The sequence below is a fragment of the Streptomyces sp. NPDC088725 genome, from assembly GCF_044751305.1.
Taxonomy (GTDB): domain Bacteria; phylum Actinomycetota; class Actinomycetes; order Streptomycetales; family Streptomycetaceae; genus Streptomyces.
Genome location: NZ_JBIVLO010000001.1, coordinates 329,980 through 351,101, shown reverse-complemented (window position 1 = coordinate 351,101; position 21,122 = coordinate 329,980). Strand labels below are relative to the sequence as shown.

The following is a 21,122-nucleotide window of genomic DNA, read 5'->3' as shown; positions in this document are numbered from 1 at the left end:
GCGGCCGTTGGCCAGGACTCGGCGGCCTCCGCGTGGCCGGGCTGTGCCAGGCTTGGCGTTGTGCGGACTCTGCTGATCGTGGACGCGGCCAATGTCGTCGGTTCCGTTCCCGACGGATGGTGGCGCGACCGGCGCGGCGCGGCGGAACGGCTGCGCGACCGTCTCGTCGCGTACGCCGCCGACGGAGTGCCCGGCCACCCCGGCCCTGCCGAGATCGTGCTGGTGGTCGAGGGACGGGCGCGGGGCGTCGAGTCCCTGCCTGAAGTACGGGTCGAGTCCGCGCCCGGCAGCGGCGACGATCTGATCGTGGAACTGGCCGCGTGCGCAGGGGATGCGGCGGACGGGCGCGAGTGCGTCGTCATCACGGCCGACCGGGAGCTGCGCCGGAGGGTGGCGGCGTACGGCGCGCTGTACGCCGGCCCCAGGACCGTACGCGAAGCCCCGGGACCGGATGGCTGACCGGCCGTCCCGGCACAAGACCGCGTGCCGGGACGGAGAGGCCCTGGGTCAGCCCGACTTGCCGAGGCGGCTGTGGCCGCGCCCGTACAGGGCGTAGACGACGAATCCGACGACCATCCAGATGGCGAAGCGGAGCCAGGTCTCGGCGGGCAGGTTGAACATCAGCCACAGCGAGGCGAGCACCGACAGGATCGGGACGAAGGGCACCAGCGGGGTGCGGAACGAACGCGGCAGGTCGGGACGCTTCTTGCGCAGGATGAGGATGCCGATCGCGACCACGATGAAGGCGAACAGCGTGCCGATGTTGACGAGTTCGGCGAGTTCGTCGATGGACGTGAATCCGGCGACGGCGGCCACGATCGAGCCGAGGAGAATGGTCGAGCGGTAGGGCGTGCCGAACTTGGGGTGGACGCGGGAGAACACTCGCGGCAGCAGCCCGTCCCGGCTCATCGCGAAGAACACGCGGGTCTGGCCGAGCAGCAGGATCATGCAGACGGACGTGAGCCCGACCGCCGCGCCGAAGCTGATCAGCCCGGCCCAGAAGGGGTGGCCGACGGCCTTGAACGCGTCGGCGAGCGGGGCGTCGACCGTCAGCTTGTTGTAGCGCTGCATGCCGGTGACGACGACCGAGACGGCGACGTACAGGATCGTGCAGATGAAGAGGGAGCCGAGGATGCCGCGCGGAACGTCCCGCTGCGGGTTCTTGGTCTCCTCGGCGGCGGTCGCGACGATGTCGAAACCGATGAAGGCGAAGAAGACGACGGCCGCGCCGGTGAAGATCCCCATGATGCCGAAGTTGCTGGGGGTGAAGCCCGCCATCAGCTGGATGAGCGGCGCGCTCAGCCCGCCACCGCCCTCGGTGGCCTGGGCCGGCGGGATGAACGGCTTGTAGTTGGCGCCGGTGATGAGGAACGCGCCGACGAGGATGACGATCAGGACGACGGTGACCTTGACGGCGACGATGACGTTCGTGACGCGCGAGGACAGCTTCATACCGACGACGAGAACGCCGGTCAGGACGAGCACCAGGAGGCAGGCGGGCAGGTCGAAGCCGAACTGTCCGCCGTGTGTGCCGGAGAGTCCGGCCGGGAGATGGAAGCCCGCGGTGTCCAGCAGCGAGCGGATGTAGCCGGACCAGCCGACCGCCACCACCGCACAGCCCAGCGCCAGTTCGAGAACCAGGTCCCAGCCGATGATCCAGGCGGGGAGTTCACCGAGGGAGGCGTACGAGAAGGTGTACGCGGATCCGGCGACCGGAACGGTCGAGGCGAATTCGGCGTAGCAGAGGGCGGCCAGACCGCAGACGACGCCGGCGACGACGAACGCGAGGGCGGTGGCGGGGCCGGCCGTCTGCGCGGCCACTTTGCCGGTGAGGACGAAGATGCCCGTCCCGATGATGACTCCGACGCCGAAGACCGTCAGGTCGAGCGCGGACAGGGACTTCTTGAGCGCGAACTCCGGATCCTCGGTGTCCTGGATCGACTGCTCGACCGTTTTCGTCCGGAACACGCCCTTCGGGGCCGGACTCTCTGGTTCCGCCGGGCTCACTGGCCCTCTGTCCTGTTCCGTACTCACCGGGGTACCTTCCGTCTCCGCGTTGCCCCGCGCAATGAACGTGGGACGTTGCGGACCCGCGTACCCGGAAAATGGGAAAGTCACACTGATGGGTCGATCGGACCATCCCTACGGGGCGGTCCGATCGACCCATCAGACGTAACAACGGCGGCACCGGCGGCGGCACGCGAGAACGGCAGACCGCCGGAACCTAGTCGCGGGTGATCTCCGTGGTGGAGTCCATCAGTCCGCCGTCCAGCTTCGAGACCAGGCCGGTGACCTGGCGGGCGATGTCCGGCGCGGTCAGCCCGATCTCGGCCATGACCTCCTTGCGGGAGGCGTGGTCGAGGAAGCGCGGCGGGATGCCGAAGTCGCGCAGGGGTACGTCGACCCCCGCGTCCCGCAGTGCCTGGGCGACCGCGGACCCGACGCCGCCGACGCGGCTGTTGTCCTCGACGGTGACGACCACGCGGTGCTGCTCGGCGAGCGGGACCAGAGCCTCGTCGACGGGCTTGACCCAGCGCGGGTCGACCACCGTGGTCGAAATGCCCTGTTTGTCAAGGAGGTCGGCGATCTCCAGGCACATCGGGGCCAGCGCGCCGACGGAGACGAGCAGCACGTCCGCCGCGCCCTCCTCCGGCCTGCGCAGCACGTCGATGCCGCCGATCCGGGCGACGGCCGCCACCGCGGGGCCGACCGCGCCCTTCGAGTAACGGACCACGGTCGGGCCGTCCTCGATCTCGACGGCCTCGCGCAGCTGGGCGCGGACCTGGTCGGCGTCGCGCGGGGCGGCGATCCGCAGGCCGGGCACGCACTGCAGGATCGACATGTCCCACATGCCGTTGTGCGAGGCACCGTCCGTACCGGTGACGCCGGCCCGGTCGAGGACAAATGTCACACCGCAATTGTGCAGGGCGACATCCATCAGGACCTGGTCGAAGGCGCGGTTGAGGAAGGTCGCGTACACCGCGAAGACGGGGTGCAGGCCGCCGGTCGCCAGACCCGCCGCGGAGACCGCGGCGTGCTGCTCCGCGATGCCGACGTCGTACACCCGGTCCGGGAACTCCTTCGCGAACTTCTCCAGGCCGAGCGGCTGGAGCATGGCCGCGGTGATCGCGACGATGTCCTCGCGCTCATGACCGAGCTTGACCATCTCCTCGCCGAAGACCGAGGTCCAGTCCATGCCGGCGGCCGAGATGGGCAGACCGGTGTCGGGGTGGATGGGCCCGATGCCGTGGAAGCGGTCGGCCTCGTCCTGCTCGGCCGGCTTGTAGCCGCGGCCCTTCTCTGTGATGCAGTGCACGATCACGGGACCGCCGAAACGCTTCGCCCGCAGCAGCGCGGACTCCAGCGCCTCGATGTCGTGGCCGTCGATCGGGCCCACGTACTTCAGGCCGAGGTCCTCGAACATGCCCTGCGGTGCGATGAAGTCCTTGAGGCCCTTCTTCGCGCCGTGCAGCGTCTCGTAGAGGGGCTTGCCGAGGACCGGGGTGCGCTCCAGGATGTCCTTGCCGCGGGCCAGGAAGCGTTCGTAGCCGTCGGTGGTGCGCAGGGTCGCGAGGTGGTTCGCCAGGCCGCCGATGGTCGGCGCGTACGAACGCTCGTTGTCGTTCACGACGATGACGAGCGGGCGGTCCTTGGCGGCGGCGATGTTGTTCAGCGCCTCCCAGGCCATACCGCCGGTGAGCGCTCCGTCACCGATCACCGCGACCACGTGGTCGTCCTTCTTCAGGACTTCGTTGGCCTTGGCGAGGCCGTCGGCCCAGCCCAGCACGGTGGAAGCGTGGGAGTTCTCGATGACGTCGTGGTCGGACTCGGCCCGCGAGGGGTAGCCGGACAGGCCGCCCTTGCTCTTGAGCTTCGAGAAGTCCTGACGTCCCGTGAGCAGCTTGTGCACGTAGGACTGGTGGCCCGTGTCGAAGAGAACCCTGTCCTTCGGTGATTCGAAGACGCGGTGCAGGGCAATGGTCAGCTCGACGACGCCCAGGTTCGGGCCGAGGTGGCCACCGGTCTTGGATACGGCGTCGACGAGGAACGTCCGGATCTCCGCCGCCAGCTGGTCCAGCTCCTCCGGTCCGAGCCGGTCCAGGTCGCGCGGTCCCCTGATGTGGGTCAGCAACGGCACCCGTGCCTCCTTGCGTTTGAGCTGGTCGAGCTTCTTGCCGATCCGCCGAGTCTAATGTTCCGTACGCGTGCTCGTTCGGCGGGCGGTGCGTTCTACGTCACCCGATTGGCTGTAAATACGTCGTATGACAGTGTCCCCGACACACGGCTGTGCCCGGCACCCCGCGTACGGGCGCCGGGCACGAGCCCGCGGGAACCGCGGTCAGGCGCGACCTGCGGTCTTCTGGGTCTTCCGGGTGATCGCGTCGATCACGACGGTGGCGAGCAGCACGGCACCGGTGATCATGTACACGATCGGCGAGGCGACGCCCTGGATGGCCAGACCTGACTGGATCGAGACAATCACGAGCACACCGAGCAGCGCGTTCCAGCTGCGGCCCCGGCCACCGAAGAGGCTGGTGCCGCCGATGACGGCCGCCGCGATGGAGTTCATCAGGAGCGTGCCGCTGCCCGCGCCCTGGTTGGCCGCGTTGATCTGCGAGGCGAGGAACAGACCGCCGATGGCGGCGAACGTACCGGCGATCGAGAAGACCGAGGTACGGATCAGCGTGACATTGATGCCGGCCCTGCGGGACGCTTCGACGCTGCCGCCGAGTGCGAAGACCTTGCGTCCGTAGGAGGTACGGCGCAGCACGAAGTCGGTCAGCACCAGCACCGCGAGGAAGATCACGACGGCCAGCGGGAGACCCTTGTACTGGTTGAAGATGATCGCGACGACGAAGGCGACCACCGCGAGCAGCACCGTACGCAGCACGACCTCGCTGACCGGCCGCGAGGGAACGCCGACGGTCTCCCGGCGGCGGTTCTCCGTGTACGAGACGAAGAAGTACGCGGCCACCACGACGACGGCCAGGATGTAGGCGGCCGACACATCGGTGAAGTAGTACGTGGTCAGCTTGCCGACGATACCGTCGGAGTCAAGGTTGATCGTGCCGCTGGAGCCGAGGATCTGGAGCATGAAGCCGTTCCAGAACAGCAGACCGGCCAGGGTGACGGCGAAGGCGGGCACACCGATCCGGGCGAAGAAGAACCCGTGGATCGCGCCGATGACCGTCCCGGAGAGGATGGCGAGGATGAAGGCCAGCCACTCGGCCATGCCGTGGGTGATGCTGAGCACCGCGAAGAGGGCGCCGGCGACACCGCTGACGGAACCGACCGACAGGTCGATCTCGCCGAGCAGCAGGACGAAGACGATACCGACGGCGATCATGCCGGTGCCGACCATCGTGATGGAGATGTTACTGAGGTTCTCCGGGCCGATGAAGCTGGAGTTCAGCACGGTGAAGATCGCCCAGATGACGATCAGGCCGAGGACGACCGGGATGGCACCGAGGTCACCGGCGCGGATCTTGCGCTTGAACTCGGACAGGTAGCCGCCGAATCCCTGCTCGCGGACCAGCAGGCGGGGGTCCACGACAGTGACCGCCCCGTCCGCCACGGGCGGCGCGTCGACCGCGGCGGGGGCCTGGAGGCCGGGCCCGGAGGTCTTGTCGGTGCTCACTTCTGAACCTCCACATTGCGCGTCGCGCGACGGGTCACGGCGTTGTCCGTGGCACCGGTGATAGCGGCGATGATGTCTTCCTGCGAGGTGGTCTTGACGTCGAAGACGCCGTTGTTCCCGCCCAGCCTGAGTACGGCGACCTTGTCCGCGACAGCCTTGACGTCCGCCATGTTGTGGCTGATGAGGAGCACCGCGAGGCCACGCTCACGCAGCCGCTCGACCAGGTCGAGCACCTGCGCCGTCTGCTCGACACCGAGGGCCGCGGTCGGCTCGTCGAGGATGACCAACTTGGGCTCGCCCAGCATGGAGCGGGCGATCGCCACGGTCTGGCGCTGACCGCCGGAGAGCGACGCGATCGGGATGCGGACGCTGGGGATGCGGATCGACAGCGTCGTCAGCAGCTCGCGCGAGCGGCGCTCCATCTCGACCTCGTCGAGCACGCCGTAGCGGCGCAGCTCGCGGCCGAGGTAGAGGTTGCCGACGACATCGATGTTGTCGCAGAGGGAGAGGTCCTGGTAGACGGTCGCGATGCCCAGGTTCTGGGCATCGTGCGGCCGGCTGATCGAGACCGGCTTACCTTCCCATTCGATGACGCCGTCATCGACGGGGTGAACACCGGCGATGGTCTTCACCAGGGTTGATTTACCGGCGCCGTTGTCGCCCACCAGGGCGAGCACCTCACCGGAGTGGATCTCAAGCTCTACGTCGGTGAGCGCCTGGACGGCACCGAATCGCTTGGAGACCCCTCGCAACGCCAACACGGGCGTAGCGGTCACATGAACCATCTCCTTCGCCGCCTGACCGGCGGGGATGCCGCGCCGGGGTGAGGCGCGGAGGTCGAGCAGAAACAAGCGGAAGAGCCCGGCCGCGGGGTGCGCGGCGGTGGAGGCGGGGAGTTCCCGTCCGGCGTCCCGCCCCCGGCTTGCGGGGGCGGGACGGGCGGGGCACCGGACGGGCTTCACCGGAAGCGGGTCGCCGGGCCGGAGCCCGGCACGGACCTACTTCACGCCTGCGGCGTCACAGGCCGCCTTGTACCGCGCGGTGCAGATCTCACCGACGGTGTAGATCTTGTCCTTGATCACCGTGTCGTTGATGTTGGCCTTCGTCAGCGAGACGACGGGCACGATCACCGACGGGATCTGCTTGGTCGTCGCGCTGTCGGCCTTCGAGGTGGCGATGGAGTCGAGCGACTTGCCCTGCGCGAGCGCGACGGCCATCTCACCGGCGACCGCGGCTTCCTGCGGGTAGGACTTGTAGACGCTCATGAACTGCTCGCCCGAGACGATGCGCTGCACACCGGCCAGCTCGGCGTCCTGGCCGGTGACCGGCGGGAGCTTGGCGAAGTTGGCCGCCTTGAGGGCGGTGATGATGCCGCCGGCGAGGCCGTCGTTGGCGGAGTAGACGCCAATGATCTTGTCCTTGCCGAGGGCCGAGATGGCACCCTGCATGTTGGAGTTGGCGTTCGCCGCCAGCCAGTCGGCGGTGTCGTACTCCTTGCCGATCTTCACCTTGCCGTCGAGCACCGAGTGGGCGCCCTTCTTGAACAGGGCGGCGTTCGGGTCGGTGCTCGAACCGTTCATCATGACGATGTCGCCGGACTTGGCCTTCGAGCCGAGGGCTTCCAGAAGGGCCGTGCCCTGCGCCTTGCCGACGGCCTCGTTGTCGAAGGAGGTGTAAGCGCTGATCGGGCCTTCGGCGAGCCGGTCGTAGGCCACGACGGGGATGCCGGCGTCCTTGGCCTTCTGCACCGAGTTAGCGATGGCCTTCGAGTCCACCGAGTCGATGATGAGCACATCGACCTTCTTGGTGATCATCGTGTCGACCTGCTGCTTCTGGGTCGGCGCGTCCTGCTGCGCGTTGGCGTAGGCGATCTTGCCCTTGCCGTTGGTGAGTTCCTTGACCTTCTGCTCGATGAGCGGGCGGTCGAGCTTCTCGTAGCGCGCGGTCTGGTTCTCGGGCAGCAGCAGGCCGACCGTTATCGCGTCGCCGGCGTTCTTCTTGGGCGCATCGTCGGCCTTGTCGCCGGACTCCTTGGCGCTGCCGCAGGCGGCGAGGGAAACAGCCATTGCGGTGGCCGCGGCAGCCACGGCGGCACGACGCATCTTCGCATTCACTTCAAGAACCTCCCTGACGAGGCCGCGTCGTTGCGGCCGAGGTGGCTGGAAGTCAACTCGCCTGCGAGGGCGGCGTCAAGGAGTAAATCCTTAACGAGATGACAACGGTGCCATTCGTTATCTAAGTGAAGGCAGGCGCGGACGAAGGGAGGGCGCTCTCCAACAGGGTCGAATCACCCATCTCGCTCAACACGAGGGCCAGCGCGCCCAGAACCTCGGCTCGACCACCCAACGCCCCTGGCAGGACAGAGAGTTGGCGTGCGGCGCTCGGGATCGCGTAGCGGGATACCGACTCCCTTATCGGCGCGAGAATCAGCTCCCCGGCCTCCGCCAGATCACCGCCGAGCACCACCCTGCTGGGGTTCAGCAGGTTGCACAGGTTGGCCACACCGCTGCCGATGTGACGGCCCACGTCCGCCACCACCCTGCGGCATCCCGGGTCGCCGTCCCTGGCGAGCTGCACGACCCGTTCCAACGTCAGGTCACCGCCGTGGCTGGGCCGCAGGAGCGGAAGGACGTAGCGGGCCGCGGTGAACGTCTCCAGGCATCCGCGGTTTCCGCAGCGGCAGACCGGTCCCGACTCGTCCAGCGTGATGTGCCCGATCTCGCCGGCCGTGCCGCCGGGGCCGCGGTAGATCTGGCTGTCTATCACCAGCCCGGCGCCGACGCCTCCCGCGACCTTGATGTAGGCAAGATCCTTGACTCCGCGCCCACTTCCCCACACCAGCTCACCGAGGGCGCCGAGGTTGGCGTCGTTGTCGACGTGGACAGGTACGCCGAGGCGCCCGGCGAGTTCGTTTCTGGGGTTGATGCCCGTCCAGCCCGGCAGTATCGACGTGGAGCCGAGCGTGCCGGATTCCATGTCGATCGGACCGGGGACGCCGAGACCGACTCCGATCACTTTCTGACGGCTGACGCCCGTTGTCACGATCAGCCGCTCCACCAACTCCTCGGCCCTGTCGAATCCTTCGGCGGCCGAGGCGTCCACGTCGAGAGGTTCCGCCTCCTCCGCGAGCACCTGATGGGCGAGGTTGCCTACGGCGACGCGCAGATGAGTGTGGCCGAAATCCACACCCACCACGATGCCCGCGTCGGCGCTCAGCGCGACGCTGCGGGCGCGCCTGCCGCCCGCGGACGTAGGCGTGACCTGCACGGTCCCGCCGTTCTTCAGCTCACGGACGATATTGGAGACCGTGGCCGCCGACAGTCCCGTTCTGCGGGCGATCTCCGCCTGGGTGAGTGAACCGGCCATGCGCACCGCACGTACGACTCTTTCGAGGTTGGCCCGGTGCAGAGAAGACTGCGACCCTGGAGTCTCCACGACTCATCCACTCCTGCCCTTGGCGGGCGGCACGACCACCGCCTGCCGGCCGGGGCCGCCACGATGAGACCCCGACGTCTCTCCAACTTGTGAACCCTAAGCTCAGCCTTTCGGGCAGCGTCCCGTCAAGACCTTGAACGAGTGGGGCCCACGGCCGCGCACTGACGGGGACCCCGCCGGGAACGGAGCCCTCGTCACATCCGGGAAGCCGCCGGGGCAGGTGACGGACGTCCTTGCGGGGCCGCCCGGTTGAGGTGCGCCGGCGGGTCCAGGTGTGCGTGCTCCTCCGGGTGCGCGACAGGCACCGCGGGTGCGCGCGAGGCGCTACTTGAGCGCGCCGGCGGTGAGTCCGGACTGGACCTGGCGCTGGAAGATCGCGTACACGATCAGCACGGGCAGGATCGCGATCATCATCCCGGCCATCAGCGCGCCCCAGTCGTTCTCGTACCCCTGCTGGAGTGCGATCATCGCGAGCCCCTGGGTGAGGACGTACCGCTTCTCGTCCTGATTCAGCACCATCGGCAGCAGGTACTGGTTCCACTGGCCGAGGAAGTTGAAGATGCCGATGCTGATCAGGCCGGGCTTGGCCATCGGCAGCATCACCTGGAAGAACGTCCGGGTGTGCGACGCGCCGTCGATCAGGGCCGCCTCCGCCACCGACGCGGGCAGCGTCCGGAAGAACGCGGTCATGAAGAACACCGTGAACGGCAGCGAATAGGCGATGTAGACCAGGATCAGACCCTGATACGTCGCCAGCAGCGAGGTGCCGGGGAAGTCCCGCAGGACGAAGAAGAGCGGGATCACCAGCATGAAGACGGGGAAGGACATACCCGCGACGAACAGGTAGTAGATGAACCGGTTTCCCGGAAAGGTGAACCTGGCGAGTACGTACGCGGCCATTGAGCCGAGCACCATCGTGCCGATCAGTGAACCGCCCACCACGATCAGGGTGTTGATGAAGTACTGGCCCATGTTCGCTTCGTTCCACGCGCGGGACCAGTTCTCCCAGTGCAGGACGGTCGGCAGAGCCCAGGGGTCGGAGAGGATGCCGTTGCTGTCCTTGAAGGCGCTCCACAGCACCCACAGCAAGGGCACACCCACCATGAGCGTCCACACGATGAGAATGCCGTGCGAGAAGACGTTGAGTGCGCCGCCCTCGCTCCGAACGGCCTTCGCGGGAGCGGGTTTTCCGGTCACCGGCGCGGGAGTGCCGTGTTCCGCCGCCGCGTCAATTTCTTCGGTCGTCATCCGCCCGTACCCCTAGAACTCGATTCGCTCACGCCGCGCGAAGCGCATCGTGAGCACGGCGAAGGCCATCGTGACAATCAGCATCGCGACCCCCATGGCAGCCGCGTAGCCGAACTGGCTGTCCCTGAAGGCCGTTTGGTAGAGCCGCAGCGGCAGTACGTCCGTGGCGCCGTCGGGACCGCCGTTGTTCACCGACATGATCTGGACCAGCGCGAACCCGTCCAGCGCGATGATGCCCATGTACACCCAGCCGGTCTGCACGGTGTCCCACAGGAGCGGGAGGGTGATCTTGAAGAACGTGTCGAAGCGGTTGGCTCCGTCCAGCAGAGCGGCTTCGTAGATGTCCGTCGGAATGGAAGCCATTGCCGCCGAGAAGAGCACCACGAAGAATCCGACATTGCTCCACACCATGACGGCGCTGATACACCAGAGCGCGAGGCTCTTCTCGCCCAGCCAGGAATTCTGCAGACCGTCCAGACCGAAGCCGCCGAGAAGGGAGTTGAGCATCCCGTCATCCGGATCCGGGTTGTAGATGTTGAACCAGATCACCGCGACGATCGTGACCGAGATGACCTGCGGGAAGAAGAAGACGAACTTGTAGAACTTCGACCCGCTCACGCCGGTGACGACTTCATTCTTCCTTCGTTTGCCACCGACGTTGAGCATGAAGGCGAAGAACAGTCCGAGCGCCAGTGTGACGATCGGAAGCAGCGCCAGAAGATAGATGTTGTGGCGCAGCGCGTTCCAGAACTCCTCGCTGTGCCAGAGGCGCTGGAAGTTGTCCAGGCCGACGAATTCGGACGTCCCCACGAGACCGGACCAGTCGGTCATCGAGATCTGGAACGCCTGGACGAACGGCGAGATCACGAAGACCGCGTAGACGATCAGAGGCAGGGCCAGGAAGCCCACGATGAATCGGTATTTGCCGTGCTGCATGTGCGTCCCGGCCCTTCCCCTCGGATTCCGTGTGACGTCTGATCAGGCTTTCCGGACCGACCCGCCGGTCAGACCGTGCGCTTGAACTTCGTGACCGAGTCGTCCTTGGCGACCTTGTCGGCCTCCGTCTGGGTCTTCTTGATCCACTCGGCGGCCTTCATGTCGCCCGTGAGGAGCTGGCCGGTGAGGCCGCCGATCTTCTCGTCGGTCAGCGCCGGGTACCACTCCTGGAGCTGGAGGCTGATCAGGTTGCTGCCCGCCGCCTTGAACACGCTGCTGGCGGAGGCCAGTCCGGGTGAGAGCGTCATGCCGTCGGTGGCATTCAGTACGCAGGTCAGGGATTTGACCTTGGTGGCGAAGTTCTGTGCGTGCTTCTTGGAGAGCAGGATGCGCAGCAACTCCATGCCGCCCGCGGGGTTCTTGCCCTTGCTCGGCACGATGAACGGCTCGCTCGGCTCACCGCGCAGAGTGCCGTGCGGCAGCTTGTCGGCTGCGCCGTCGAAGAGCGCGCCGACCGCCATGGAGAAGTCCTCGGGCGTGGTCGGGGCGGCCTCGTTCTCGAGCCAGGAACCGTTGGGGATGAAGACGGCCTTGCCCTTGGTCCAGGCGGTCTGCGACTGGATGTGGGTGAGGCCCTCGCTGCCTTCGAGGAAGTACTTCTTGGCCGCCAGTTCCTCGTAGTGCTCGGCGACCTCCCTGACCGCGTCGTTGCTCGTCCACGCGTTCGGCTCAAGGTTGTCGATGGCGATCCACTTCTCCATGCCGCCGATCTTGGCGATCTGGCCGAAGAGGTTGAAGTGGACGTAGTACGGATACTTGCCGGCGTACGTCCAGGGCGCGATGCCCGACTTCTTGATCTCGGCGCAGGTCCTGACCATCTCGTCGAGGGTCTTGGGGTACGCCCAGCCCTTGTCTTCCAACAGCTTCTGCGAGTACCAGGTGCCGTAGACGGTGAAGGCGTAGTAGAGGACGTCGAACGTGTCGCCGTGCAGCCCCTTGTCGAGGGTGCTGGGGTGGATCGTGTCCCGGACCTTCTTGGCCGCGTCGTCGATGGATGCGGCATCCAGGAGGGTCTTCAGATCCTGCAACTGGCCCTGCGTGGACAGCTTGTTCATGTCCAGGTGGTCGGCACCGGAGTTGTCGACGATGTCCGGAGGGTTGCCGCCCGCGAAGCGCGGGGTCAGCTTGGGGCCCACTGCCTGGGTACCCGTGTGCTGGACCGTCGTGCCGTACGCCTTGTTGTAGTCGGCCTCCGCGTCCTTCGCGTACTGGTCGCCGAGCCCTCCCTTGAAGATGAACGCCTCCATCGGAGCGCCCTTCTTCACCCCCAGCGGGTTGGTGGCCGACGTCTTGCCGCCGGGCGCCTTGGTCGCCTTCGTGTCACCGCCGCCGCCACCGGTGGCGCAGGCGGACAGGAAGCTCATCGTCGGAACGGCGATCAGGCCGAGCGCGGCGGAACGCTTGATCAGATCACGACGGCCAAGGCCCTCGCTGTGGTGAGCGGAGGTGGATCCCATGCTCAAGTCCTCGCTTTCTTCAGGACTCAGGCGGTGTACCGGTACGCCCGTACTGCTCGCCTGAGGCGAAGGGCCCCGCCACCGCGGTCAAATGAAGCTGAGCGTGCAGGAATGTCGTAGCAGGATTACGGGCGGAACGGGCCGGAATGGCCGGACAGGTGCAGCCGGAAGCCCTCCCCGTTCTCCCCGTCCCCCGATCCGCCGGAAAAACGGCGGTTGCGGACGCCGACAGGTATAGTCCACTGCCCGTCAACTCAGCAAGATCGTAAGCAGAGTTGGCCGTCAGTCTTTCCCTAGTTGAGACCTCGTGGATATCTGCGGCGATTGGTCGGCCATTCGACCACATCGTTCTCGGGGGAATGACCGAATCCAGGCATTGATTCCCGGCAACCTCCTTGACACCACCGTGCACTTGGCCCCTACTGGACGCACGCGTCACGTGTGACAACGTTGTCCACGTGGGTTCCGCCCGGAGGAAAGGCTCGCTATGCAGCACAGGACCGGACGTCGGCTCAGACAATGGCATACGGCGGCCCTGGTGGGGGCCGCTTCACTCCTCGTGGTGACAGCTCAGTCTGCCGCCATAGCACAGCCGCACCCAACTGACCCCGCACAAAAGGAATTCGCGTCCTCTTTCGAGGCGGACGAGCCGGCGCCGGACTGGCGCAACACCGTCGAAACTGGCCCTGACGGGGAGAAGAGGGCTTCAGGTGTCGACGGCGGCCTCACCGCCGGCATTCCGGGCAACGTCACCGACCACGTCGTCGACCTGCGTGCCAGCGACGAGAACACCGACGGCGGTGAGACAAAGGAAAACCTGATCGATGTCCAGTCGAGCACCAAATGGCTGAGCTTCGAGACGACGGGCTGGATCGAGTTCGACCTCGACGCGCCGGTCAAGGTCGTCACCTACGCGCTGACCTCGGCGAACGACCACGCCGAGCGCGACCCCAAGGACTTCAAGCTCTCCGGCTCGACCGACGGCAAGGAGTGGAAGGAACTCGACTCCCGCACCGGCGAGACCTTCAAGAACCGCTTCCAGACCACGTCGTACGACACCGGCAACACCACGGCGTACCAGCACTACCGGCTGGACATCACGGCGAACAACGGCGCCAGTGACTCCGTCCAGCTCGCCGATGTGCAGTTCTCCGACGGCGATACGAGCGCGCCCGCCCCCGAGGACATGCGGACCCAGGTCGACCGTGGTCCTTCGGGATCGCCGACGGCGAAGTCCGGCGCCGGATTCACCGGTACGAAGGCACTCAAGTACGCCGGTACGCACAAGCCGGACGGACGGGCCTACTCGTACAACAAGATCTTCGATGTCAACACGGCGGTCGGGCGTGACACCGCGCTCTCGTACCGGATCTATCCCGCCATGCCGGAGACGGACCTCAACTACCCCGCCACGAACGTGTCGGTCGATCTCGCCTTCACCGACGGCACCTATCTGAGTGACCTCAAGGCCGTCGACGCGCACGGCGGGCTGCTTACCCCGCAGGGCCAGGGAGCAGCCAAGCGCCTCTACGTCAACCAGTGGAATCAGGTCGACTCACGGATCGGCTCCGTCGCCGCGGGCAAGACCGTCGACCGGATCCTGGTGGCGTACGACTCCCCCAAGGGCCCCGCTCAGTTCCAGGGCTGGATCGATGACATCTCGCTGAGGCCGAAGGCACCGGAGAAGCGCCTCGCGCATCTGTCGGACTACGCGTCCACCACGCGCGGCACCAACTCCAGCGGGTCCTTCTCTCGCGGCAACACCTTCCCGGCCACCGCCGTGCCGAACGGCTTCAACTTCTGGACGCCGGTCACCAACGCGGGTTCGGACAGCTGGCTGTACGAGTACGCGCACGGCAACAACGCGGACAACCTGCCGGCCATGCAGGCGTTCAGCGCCAGCCATGAGCCGAGTCCCTGGATGGGCGACCGGCAGACCTTCCAGCTGATGCCGTCGGTGGCCTCGGGCGCGCCCGACGCGGACCGCTCGAAGCGCGCGCTGCCCTTCCGGCACGAGAACGAGACCGCGAAGCCGCACTACTACGGTGTGACCTTCGAGAACGGCCTCAAGACCGAGCTGACGCCGACCGACCACGCGGCGATGATGCGCGTCACCTATCCGGGCGACGACGCGAGCATGATCTTCGACAACATCTCCAACGACGGCGGACTGACCCTCGACCCGGCCACCCGGTCCTTCACCGGTTTCTCCGACGTCAAGAGCGGTCTGTCGACCGGCGCGACGCGGCTCTTCGTCTACGGCGTCTTCGACGCGCCCGTCATGGCGAGCGGCAAGCTGTCCGGCGGCGGTGGCGACGACGTCACGGGGTACCTGCGGTTCGACGCGGGCGCCGACCACACGGTGGGGCTGCGTCTCGCCACCTCGCTGATCAGCCTCGACCAGGCGAAGAAGAACCTCGCCGACGAGATCCCCGCCGGGACCCGCTTCGAGCAGGTCGAGAAGCGCGCGCAGCAGGCCTGGGACCAGATTCTGGGGCGGATCGAGGTGGAGGGCGCCGACAAGGACCAGCTGACCTCGCTCTACTCCAGCATGTACCGGCTGTACCTGTATCCCAACTCCGGTTTCGAGAACACCGGTTCGAAGTCCCACCCGAAGCAGCAGTACGCCAGCCCGTTCTCGGCGATGACCGGCGAGGACACCCCGACGCACACCGGCGCGAAGATCGTCGACGGTGAGGTGTACGTCAACAACGGCTTCTGGGACACGTATCGGACCACCTGGCCCGCCTACTCGCTGCTGACGCCCAAGAAGGCCGGCGAGATGGTGGACGGCTTCGTCCAGCAGTACAAGGACGGCGGCTGGATCTCCCGCTGGTCCTCCCCCGGTTACGCCGACCTGATGACCGGAACCAGCTCGGACGTGGCCTTCGCCGACGCGTTCGTGAAGGGTGTCGACTTCGACGCGGAGGCGGCGTACGAGGCCGCGCTGAAGAACGCGACGGTGGCGCCCCCGAGTTCGGGTGTGGGCCGCAAGGGCATGGACACGTCTCCGTTCCTCGGCTACACCTCGACCGCGACCGGCGAGGGCCTGTCGTGGGCGATGGAGGGCTACCTCAACGACTACGGCATCGGCCAGATGGGCCAGGCGCTCTACAAGAAGACGAAGAACCCGCGGTACAAGGAGGAGTCGCAGTACTTCCTCAACCGCGCCCAGGACTACGTCGAACTGTTCGACCCCCAGGCCGACTTCTTCCAGGGCCGCGATCTGAACGGCGACTGGCGGGTGCCTTCCGCGCAGTTCGACCCGCGGATCTGGGGCTACGACTACACGGAGACGAACGGCTGGGGCTACGCGTTCAGCGCCGTGGAGGACACCCGCGGCCTGGCGAACCTGTACGGCGGCCGTGACGCGCTGGGCAAGAAGCTCGACACGTTCTTCTCGACGCCGGAGACGGCCTCTTCCGAGGTCGCCGGCTCGTACGGCGGTGTCATCCACGAGATGACTGAGGCGCGGGACGTACGGATGGGCATGTACGGCCACTCCAACCAGGTCGGCCACCACATCACGTACATGTACGACGCGGCGTCGCAGCCGTGGAAGACCCAGGAGAAGGTGCGTGAGGTCCTCTCACGGCTCTACACGGGCAGCGAGATAGGCCAGGGCTACCACGGCGACGAGGACAACGGCGAGCAGTCGGCGTGGTACCTCTTCTCCTCGCTGGGCTTCTATCCGCTGGTCATGGGCAGCGGGGAGTACGCGATCGGCTCCCCGCAGTTCACCAAGGCGACCGTCCACCTGGAGAACGGCCGCGATCTGGTGATCAAGGCGCCGAAGAACAGCGCGAAGAACATCTACGTCCAGGGTCTGAAGGTCAACGGCATGACGTGGAACTCCACTTCGCTGCCGCACGATCTGCTGGCGAAGGGCGGTCAGTTGGACTTCACGATGGGGCCGAAGCCGTCGGCGTGGGGCACGGGGAAGAACGCGGCCCCGGTCTCCATCACGAAGGACGACCAGGTGCCCACGCCCCGCAAGGACGCTCTGACCGGGACGGGCGCGCTCTTCGACAACACGTCGAAGACGGTGGCAACGCTCGACGCCGGCGCCGTGGACCTGCCGGTGCCGTCGGCGACGCAGGCGGTGCAGTACACCCTGACGTCGGCCAAGGCCGGTGAGGCGCCCAGTGGTTGGACGCTTCAGGGCTCGTCGGACGGCACGAAGTGGAAGACGCTGGACACCCGGTCGGGCGAGTCCTTCGCCTGGGACAAGCAGACCCGGGCCTTCACGGTGGACCACCCGGGGACGTACCGGCAGTACCGGCTGGTGACGACCGGTCAGTCCTCCCTGGCCGAGATCGAGTTGCTGAAGTAGCCCTCTGAGCGGGGCTCGACGGAGGAGCGGGTCACCGGCGCGAGCGTGCCGGTGACCCGCTCCGCTGTTCGCGGAACCGCGAGCGGCCCGGGGCCGCGACCGCATACGGAGGGCCTCACACGGGGCCGGCCGTCGCGCCGTCGCCCCAACTCACGTACCGGTAGCGGCAAGCAGCGCGGCGGCGACCGCTTCCGGCCGCGTCAGCATGGCTTCGTGGCTGCCCTCGCACTCCAGCAGCAGCGGTCGCTCCAGCCGCGCCGCCATGCTCGCGTAACGCTCTCTGGGCGCCGCCCTGTCGGACGTGAGGAAGATATAACTGGCGGGCAGGCACAGCTCGAAGAAGCGGGGCAGGTCGGCGGGCTGTTCGTACCACTCGTACGGAACCGGTACGAGCCGGGGTGTGACGGCCGCAAGTTGCCCGGCCGTCGCGTCCTGCATGAAGGACGACGCCCATCGTCCGGGGTCCATCGGCACTGAGTTGTCCGCCCGGCGCGCGGCCTCGGCCCGGGACGCGGCCACGGCCTCGGTGGGCCGGGTGTCGTTGATGGACTGTCCGTCACCCAGGATCCAGGCGGACAGGAAGACGGTCCGCAGGACACGCCGTCCGAGCCGGTCCGCGACGATCTGGACCACGGGTCCGCCGCCGCTGTGTCCGACGGCGACCACCTCACGCAGGTCGCGTTCTTCGACCTCCTGGATCAGCCCGCCGGCCATCTCGGCGAGCGTCCGGCCGCGCAGGGTCGGCGCGAACACCGTATGTCCGCCGGACTCCAGCGCGGCCCGAACGCCGTCCCAGGCCCAGCCGCCCTGCCAGCCCCCGTGCACCAGAACGAACTCCATCGCGCTCTCACTCCGTCCAGCAGGTTCGGCGCCGGTCATGGCTCCATCCTTACCGGCCCGCGCCCTCCGGACGGCCGTACGCCACGCCGCGGCCTCCGCCGAGTGCGCGGCGGGACGCGCGGGGGCCGCGCCCCGGATACCGGGACGCGGCCCTCAACCCTCCGTTCCGCGAAGTCTGTTCGCGGATCAGGAGGACTACTCGCCGATCGGCGGGACTACTTGCGGAGCAGGCTGCGCAGCACGTACTGCATGATGCCGCCGTTGCGGTAGTAGTCGGCCTCACCGGGGGTGTCGATGCGGACGACCGCTTCGAACTCCACGCCCGTGTCGGTGGTGACCTTCACCGTGCGCGGCGTGGTGCCGTTGTTCAGCTCCGTCACGCCGGTGAAGGTGAACGTCTCCTCGCCGGTCAGGCCGAGGCCCTCCGCCGAGGCGCCTTCCGGGTACTGGAGCGGGAGGACGCCCATGCCGATCAGGTTCGAGCGGTGGATGCGCTCGTACGACTCGGCGATGACGGCCTTGACGCCCAGCAGCGCGGTGCCCTTCGCGGCCCAGTCGCGGGACGAGCCCGAGCCGTACTCCTTGCCCGCCAGGACGACGAGCGGCGTGCCGGCGGCCGCGTAGTTCTGAGCGGCGTCGTAGATGAACGAGACCGGCGCGTCCGCGGCGGTGAAGTCGCGGGTGTAGCCGCCCTCGGTGCCCGGCGCGATCTGGTTGCGCAGGCGGATGTTGGCGAACGTACCGCGGATCATGACCTCGTGGTTACCGCGGCGCGAGCCGTACGAGTTGAAGTCGCGGCGCTCGACGCCGTGCTCGTTCAGGTACTTGCCGGCCGGGGTGTCGGCCTTGATCGCACCGGCCGGGGAGATGTGGTCGGTGGTGACCGAGTCGCCCAGCTTGGCCAGCACGCGCGCGCCCGTGATGTCCTCGACCGGGGACGGCTCGTGCCGCATCCCCTCGAAGTAAGGGGGCTTGCGCACGTAGGTGGACTGCGGGTCCCACTCGAAGGTGTTACCGGTGGGGATGGACAGCGCCTGCCACTGCGCGTCGCCCGCGAAGACGTCCTTGTAGGAGTCGTTGAACATGTCCTGGCCGATCGCGGAGGCCACGACCTCGTTGACCTCGGCCTCGCTCGGCCAGATGTCGGCCAGGTGGACGGGCTTGCCCTCCTGGTCGACGCCGATGGCGTCGCGGGTGATGTCCACCTTCATGGAGCCCGCGATGGCGTACGCGACGACGAGCGGCGGCGACGCCAGGTAGTTCATCTTGACGTCGGGGTTGATCCGGCCCTCGAAGTTGCGGTTGCCGGAGAGCACCGCGGCGACGGCGAGGTCCGCGTCGTTGATCGCCTTCGAGACCTCTTCGTCCAGCGGGCCCGAGTTGCCGATGCAGGTGGTGCAGCCGTAGCCGACGAGGTTGAAGCCGAGCTTGTCGAGGTACGGCGTGAGGTCGGCCTTGTCGAAGTAGTCGGTGACGACCTTCGAGCCCGGGGCCAGGGTGGTCTTGACCCACGGCTTGCGGGTCAGGCCCTTCTCGACGGCCTTCTTGGCGACCAGTGCGGCGGCGACCATGACGTACGGGTTCGACGTGTTGGTGCAGGAGGTGATCGCGGCGACCGTGACGGCGCCGTGGTCCAGCTCGTACGTCGCACCCTCCGGCGTCGTGACGAGGGTCGGGCGTGTCGGCACACCGTTGTGGGTGGCCGGCGAGTCGGAGGCCGGGAAGGACTCCTTGCCCGCCTCCTCGTCGTCGCTCACGTAGTTCCGCACGTCCTGGGCGAACTGCTGCTTCGCCTCGGACAGGATGATGCGGTCCTGCGGGCGCTTCGGCCCCGCGATGGACGGGACGACCGTGGAGAGGTCGAGCTCCAGCTTCTCGGAGAAGTCGGGCTCGGCGGCCGGGTCGAGCCAGAGGCCCTGCTCCTTGGCGTACGCCTCGACCAGCGCGAGCTGCTGGTCGCTGCGGCCGGTGAGCCTGAGGTAGTTGATCGTCTCGGCATCGATCGGGAAGATCGCGGCGGTCGAGCCGAACTCCGGCGACATGTTGCCGATGGTGGCGCGGTTGGCGAGCGAGGTGGCGGCGACGCCCTCACCGTAGAACTCCACGAACTTGCCGACGACACCGTGCTTGCGCAGCATCTCGGTGATCGTGAGGACCAGGTCGGTGGCGGTGGTGCCGGCGGGCAGCTCACCGGTCAGCTTGAAGCCGACGACGCGCGGGATGAGCATCGAGACGGGCTGGCCGAGCATCGCGGCCTCGGCCTCGATGCCGCCGACGCCCCAGCCGAGCACGCCGAGGCCGTTGACCATGGTGGTGTGCGAGTCGGTGCCGACGAGGGTGTCGGGGTACGCCTGACCGTTGCGGACCATGACCGTACGGGCCAGGTGCTCGATGTTCACCTGGTGGACGATGCCGGTGCCCGGCGGGACGACCTTGAACTCGTCGAACGCGCTCTGGCCCCAGCGCAGGAACTGGTAGCGCTCCTGGTTGCGGCCGTACTCCAGCTCGACGTTCTGCGCGAAGGAGTCCGGCGTGCCGAACTTGTCGGCGATGACGGAGTGGTCGATGACCAGCTCGGCCGGCGCCAGCGGGTTGATCTGCGCCGGGTCACCACCCAGCTCCTTCACGGCCTCGCGCATGGTGGCGAGGTCCACGACGCAGGGCACACCGGTGAAGTCCTGCATGATCACGCGAGCCGGCGTGAACTGGATCTCCTGGCTCGGCTGCGCCTGGGAGTCCCAGCCGCCGACGGCGCGGATGTGGTCGGCGGTGATATTCGCGCCGTCCTCGGTGCGGAGCAGGTTCTCCAGCAGCACCTTCAGGCTGTAAGGGAGGCGCGCGGAGCCCTCGACCTTGTCCAGCTTGAAGATCTCGTACGACTCGTCGCCCACGCGCAGCGTGGCGCGGGCGTCGAAGCTGTTCGCCGACACGACAGTCTCCTTCATCAATGTGCGCGTACGACCGCAATCCTGCCGCCACGATGCGTGGGCCATCCGCTAAGGTAAGACTTAGTTAGGTATGCCTTACCGATTGGCGGCTGCGGTACGCCTTTATAGATATCTCGATGTCGAGATAACTCTAGTACATGACAGCTGCCGGGTCATGCCCAGGCACGGCCGATGACCTCTCGCAGTGAAGGTTGAGCGTTTGTCACCGACGACTGGTGACCGCCAAG

At 67.2% G+C, this 21,122-nt stretch carries 13 protein-coding genes; 2 read left to right on the top strand and 11 right to left on the bottom strand.

What is annotated here, in order from left to right; genetic code table 11:
* The first annotated feature begins 60 nt into the window (after positions 1-60).
* Entirely contained in the window at positions 61-459 is a 399-nt protein-coding gene (locus ACIP6N_RS01520; RefSeq protein ID WP_401811940.1) for an NTP pyrophosphohydrolase, read from the top strand.
* A 48-nt stretch (positions 460-507) separates the two neighbouring features.
* Here the strand turns inward: ACIP6N_RS01520 and ACIP6N_RS01515 are convergent, their stop codons facing one another.
* From ACIP6N_RS01515 to ngcE, 9 genes are all read right to left on the bottom strand, one after another.
* Positions 508-1,968 carry an amino acid permease gene (locus tag ACIP6N_RS01515; RefSeq protein ID WP_401811938.1) on the bottom strand — a complete coding sequence of 487 codons (1,461 nt, stop codon included), beginning with the start codon at positions 1,966-1,968 and terminating at the stop codon, positions 508-510.
* A 256-nt stretch (positions 1,969-2,224) separates the two neighbouring features.
* Positions 2,225-4,138, bottom strand: coding sequence for a 1-deoxy-D-xylulose-5-phosphate synthase (dxs, locus tag ACIP6N_RS01510; protein WP_401811937.1), 1,914 nt, complete (start codon positions 4,136-4,138; stop codon positions 2,225-2,227).
* A 201-nt stretch (positions 4,139-4,339) separates the two neighbouring features.
* Positions 4,340-5,638 (bottom strand): sugar ABC transporter permease, encoded by a 1,299-nt coding sequence (locus ACIP6N_RS01505; protein WP_401811936.1) that lies wholly within the window; start codon positions 5,636-5,638, stop codon positions 4,340-4,342.
* Entirely contained in the window at positions 5,635-6,423 is a 789-nt protein-coding gene (locus ACIP6N_RS01500) for an ATP-binding cassette domain-containing protein (protein ID WP_401812606.1), read from the bottom strand. The genes ACIP6N_RS01505 and ACIP6N_RS01500 overlap by 4 nt, the downstream gene beginning before the upstream one ends.
* A gap of 213 nt (positions 6,424-6,636) precedes the next feature.
* Positions 6,637-7,740, bottom strand: coding sequence for a sugar ABC transporter substrate-binding protein (locus ACIP6N_RS01495; RefSeq protein WP_401812605.1), 1,104 nt, complete (start codon positions 7,738-7,740; stop codon positions 6,637-6,639).
* A 133-nt stretch (positions 7,741-7,873) separates the two neighbouring features.
* Positions 7,874-9,073, bottom strand: coding sequence for an ROK family transcriptional regulator (locus tag ACIP6N_RS01490; protein ID WP_401811935.1), 1,200 nt, complete (start codon positions 9,071-9,073; stop codon positions 7,874-7,876).
* A 324-nt stretch (positions 9,074-9,397) separates the two neighbouring features.
* The gene (locus ACIP6N_RS01485) at positions 9,398-10,321 is read right to left on the bottom strand and encodes a carbohydrate ABC transporter permease (RefSeq protein ID WP_401811933.1); all 924 of its coding nucleotides are present in this window, start codon (positions 10,319-10,321) and stop codon (positions 9,398-9,400) included.
* Between the two features lie 12 nt (positions 10,322-10,333).
* Complete coding sequence (locus tag ACIP6N_RS01480; RefSeq protein ID WP_401811932.1) at positions 10,334-11,257, bottom strand: carbohydrate ABC transporter permease; 924 nt, start codon at positions 11,255-11,257, stop codon at positions 10,334-10,336.
* A 68-nt stretch (positions 11,258-11,325) separates the two neighbouring features.
* Entirely contained in the window at positions 11,326-12,774 is a 1,449-nt protein-coding gene (ngcE, locus tag ACIP6N_RS01475; protein WP_401811930.1) for an N-acetylglucosamine/diacetylchitobiose ABC transporter substrate-binding protein, read from the bottom strand.
* 487 nt (positions 12,775-13,261) lie between these two features.
* On the opposite strand from ngcE, the gene ACIP6N_RS01470 reads away from it, so the two are divergent.
* Entirely contained in the window at positions 13,262-17,107 is a 3,846-nt protein-coding gene (locus ACIP6N_RS01470) for a GH92 family glycosyl hydrolase (protein ID WP_401811928.1), read from the top strand.
* A 150-nt stretch (positions 17,108-17,257) separates the two neighbouring features.
* Here ACIP6N_RS01470 and ACIP6N_RS01465 read toward each other — a convergent pair whose 3' ends face one another.
* Both ACIP6N_RS01465 and acnA read right to left on the bottom strand, forming a co-directional pair.
* Positions 17,258-17,986 (bottom strand): alpha/beta fold hydrolase, encoded by a 729-nt coding sequence (locus tag ACIP6N_RS01465; protein ID WP_401811926.1) that lies wholly within the window; start codon positions 17,984-17,986, stop codon positions 17,258-17,260.
* A gap of 176 nt (positions 17,987-18,162) precedes the next feature.
* Positions 18,163-20,877, bottom strand: coding sequence for an aconitate hydratase AcnA (gene acnA, locus ACIP6N_RS01460; RefSeq protein ID WP_401811925.1), 2,715 nt, complete (start codon positions 20,875-20,877; stop codon positions 18,163-18,165).
* Between the last annotated feature and the right edge of the window lie 245 nt (positions 20,878-21,122).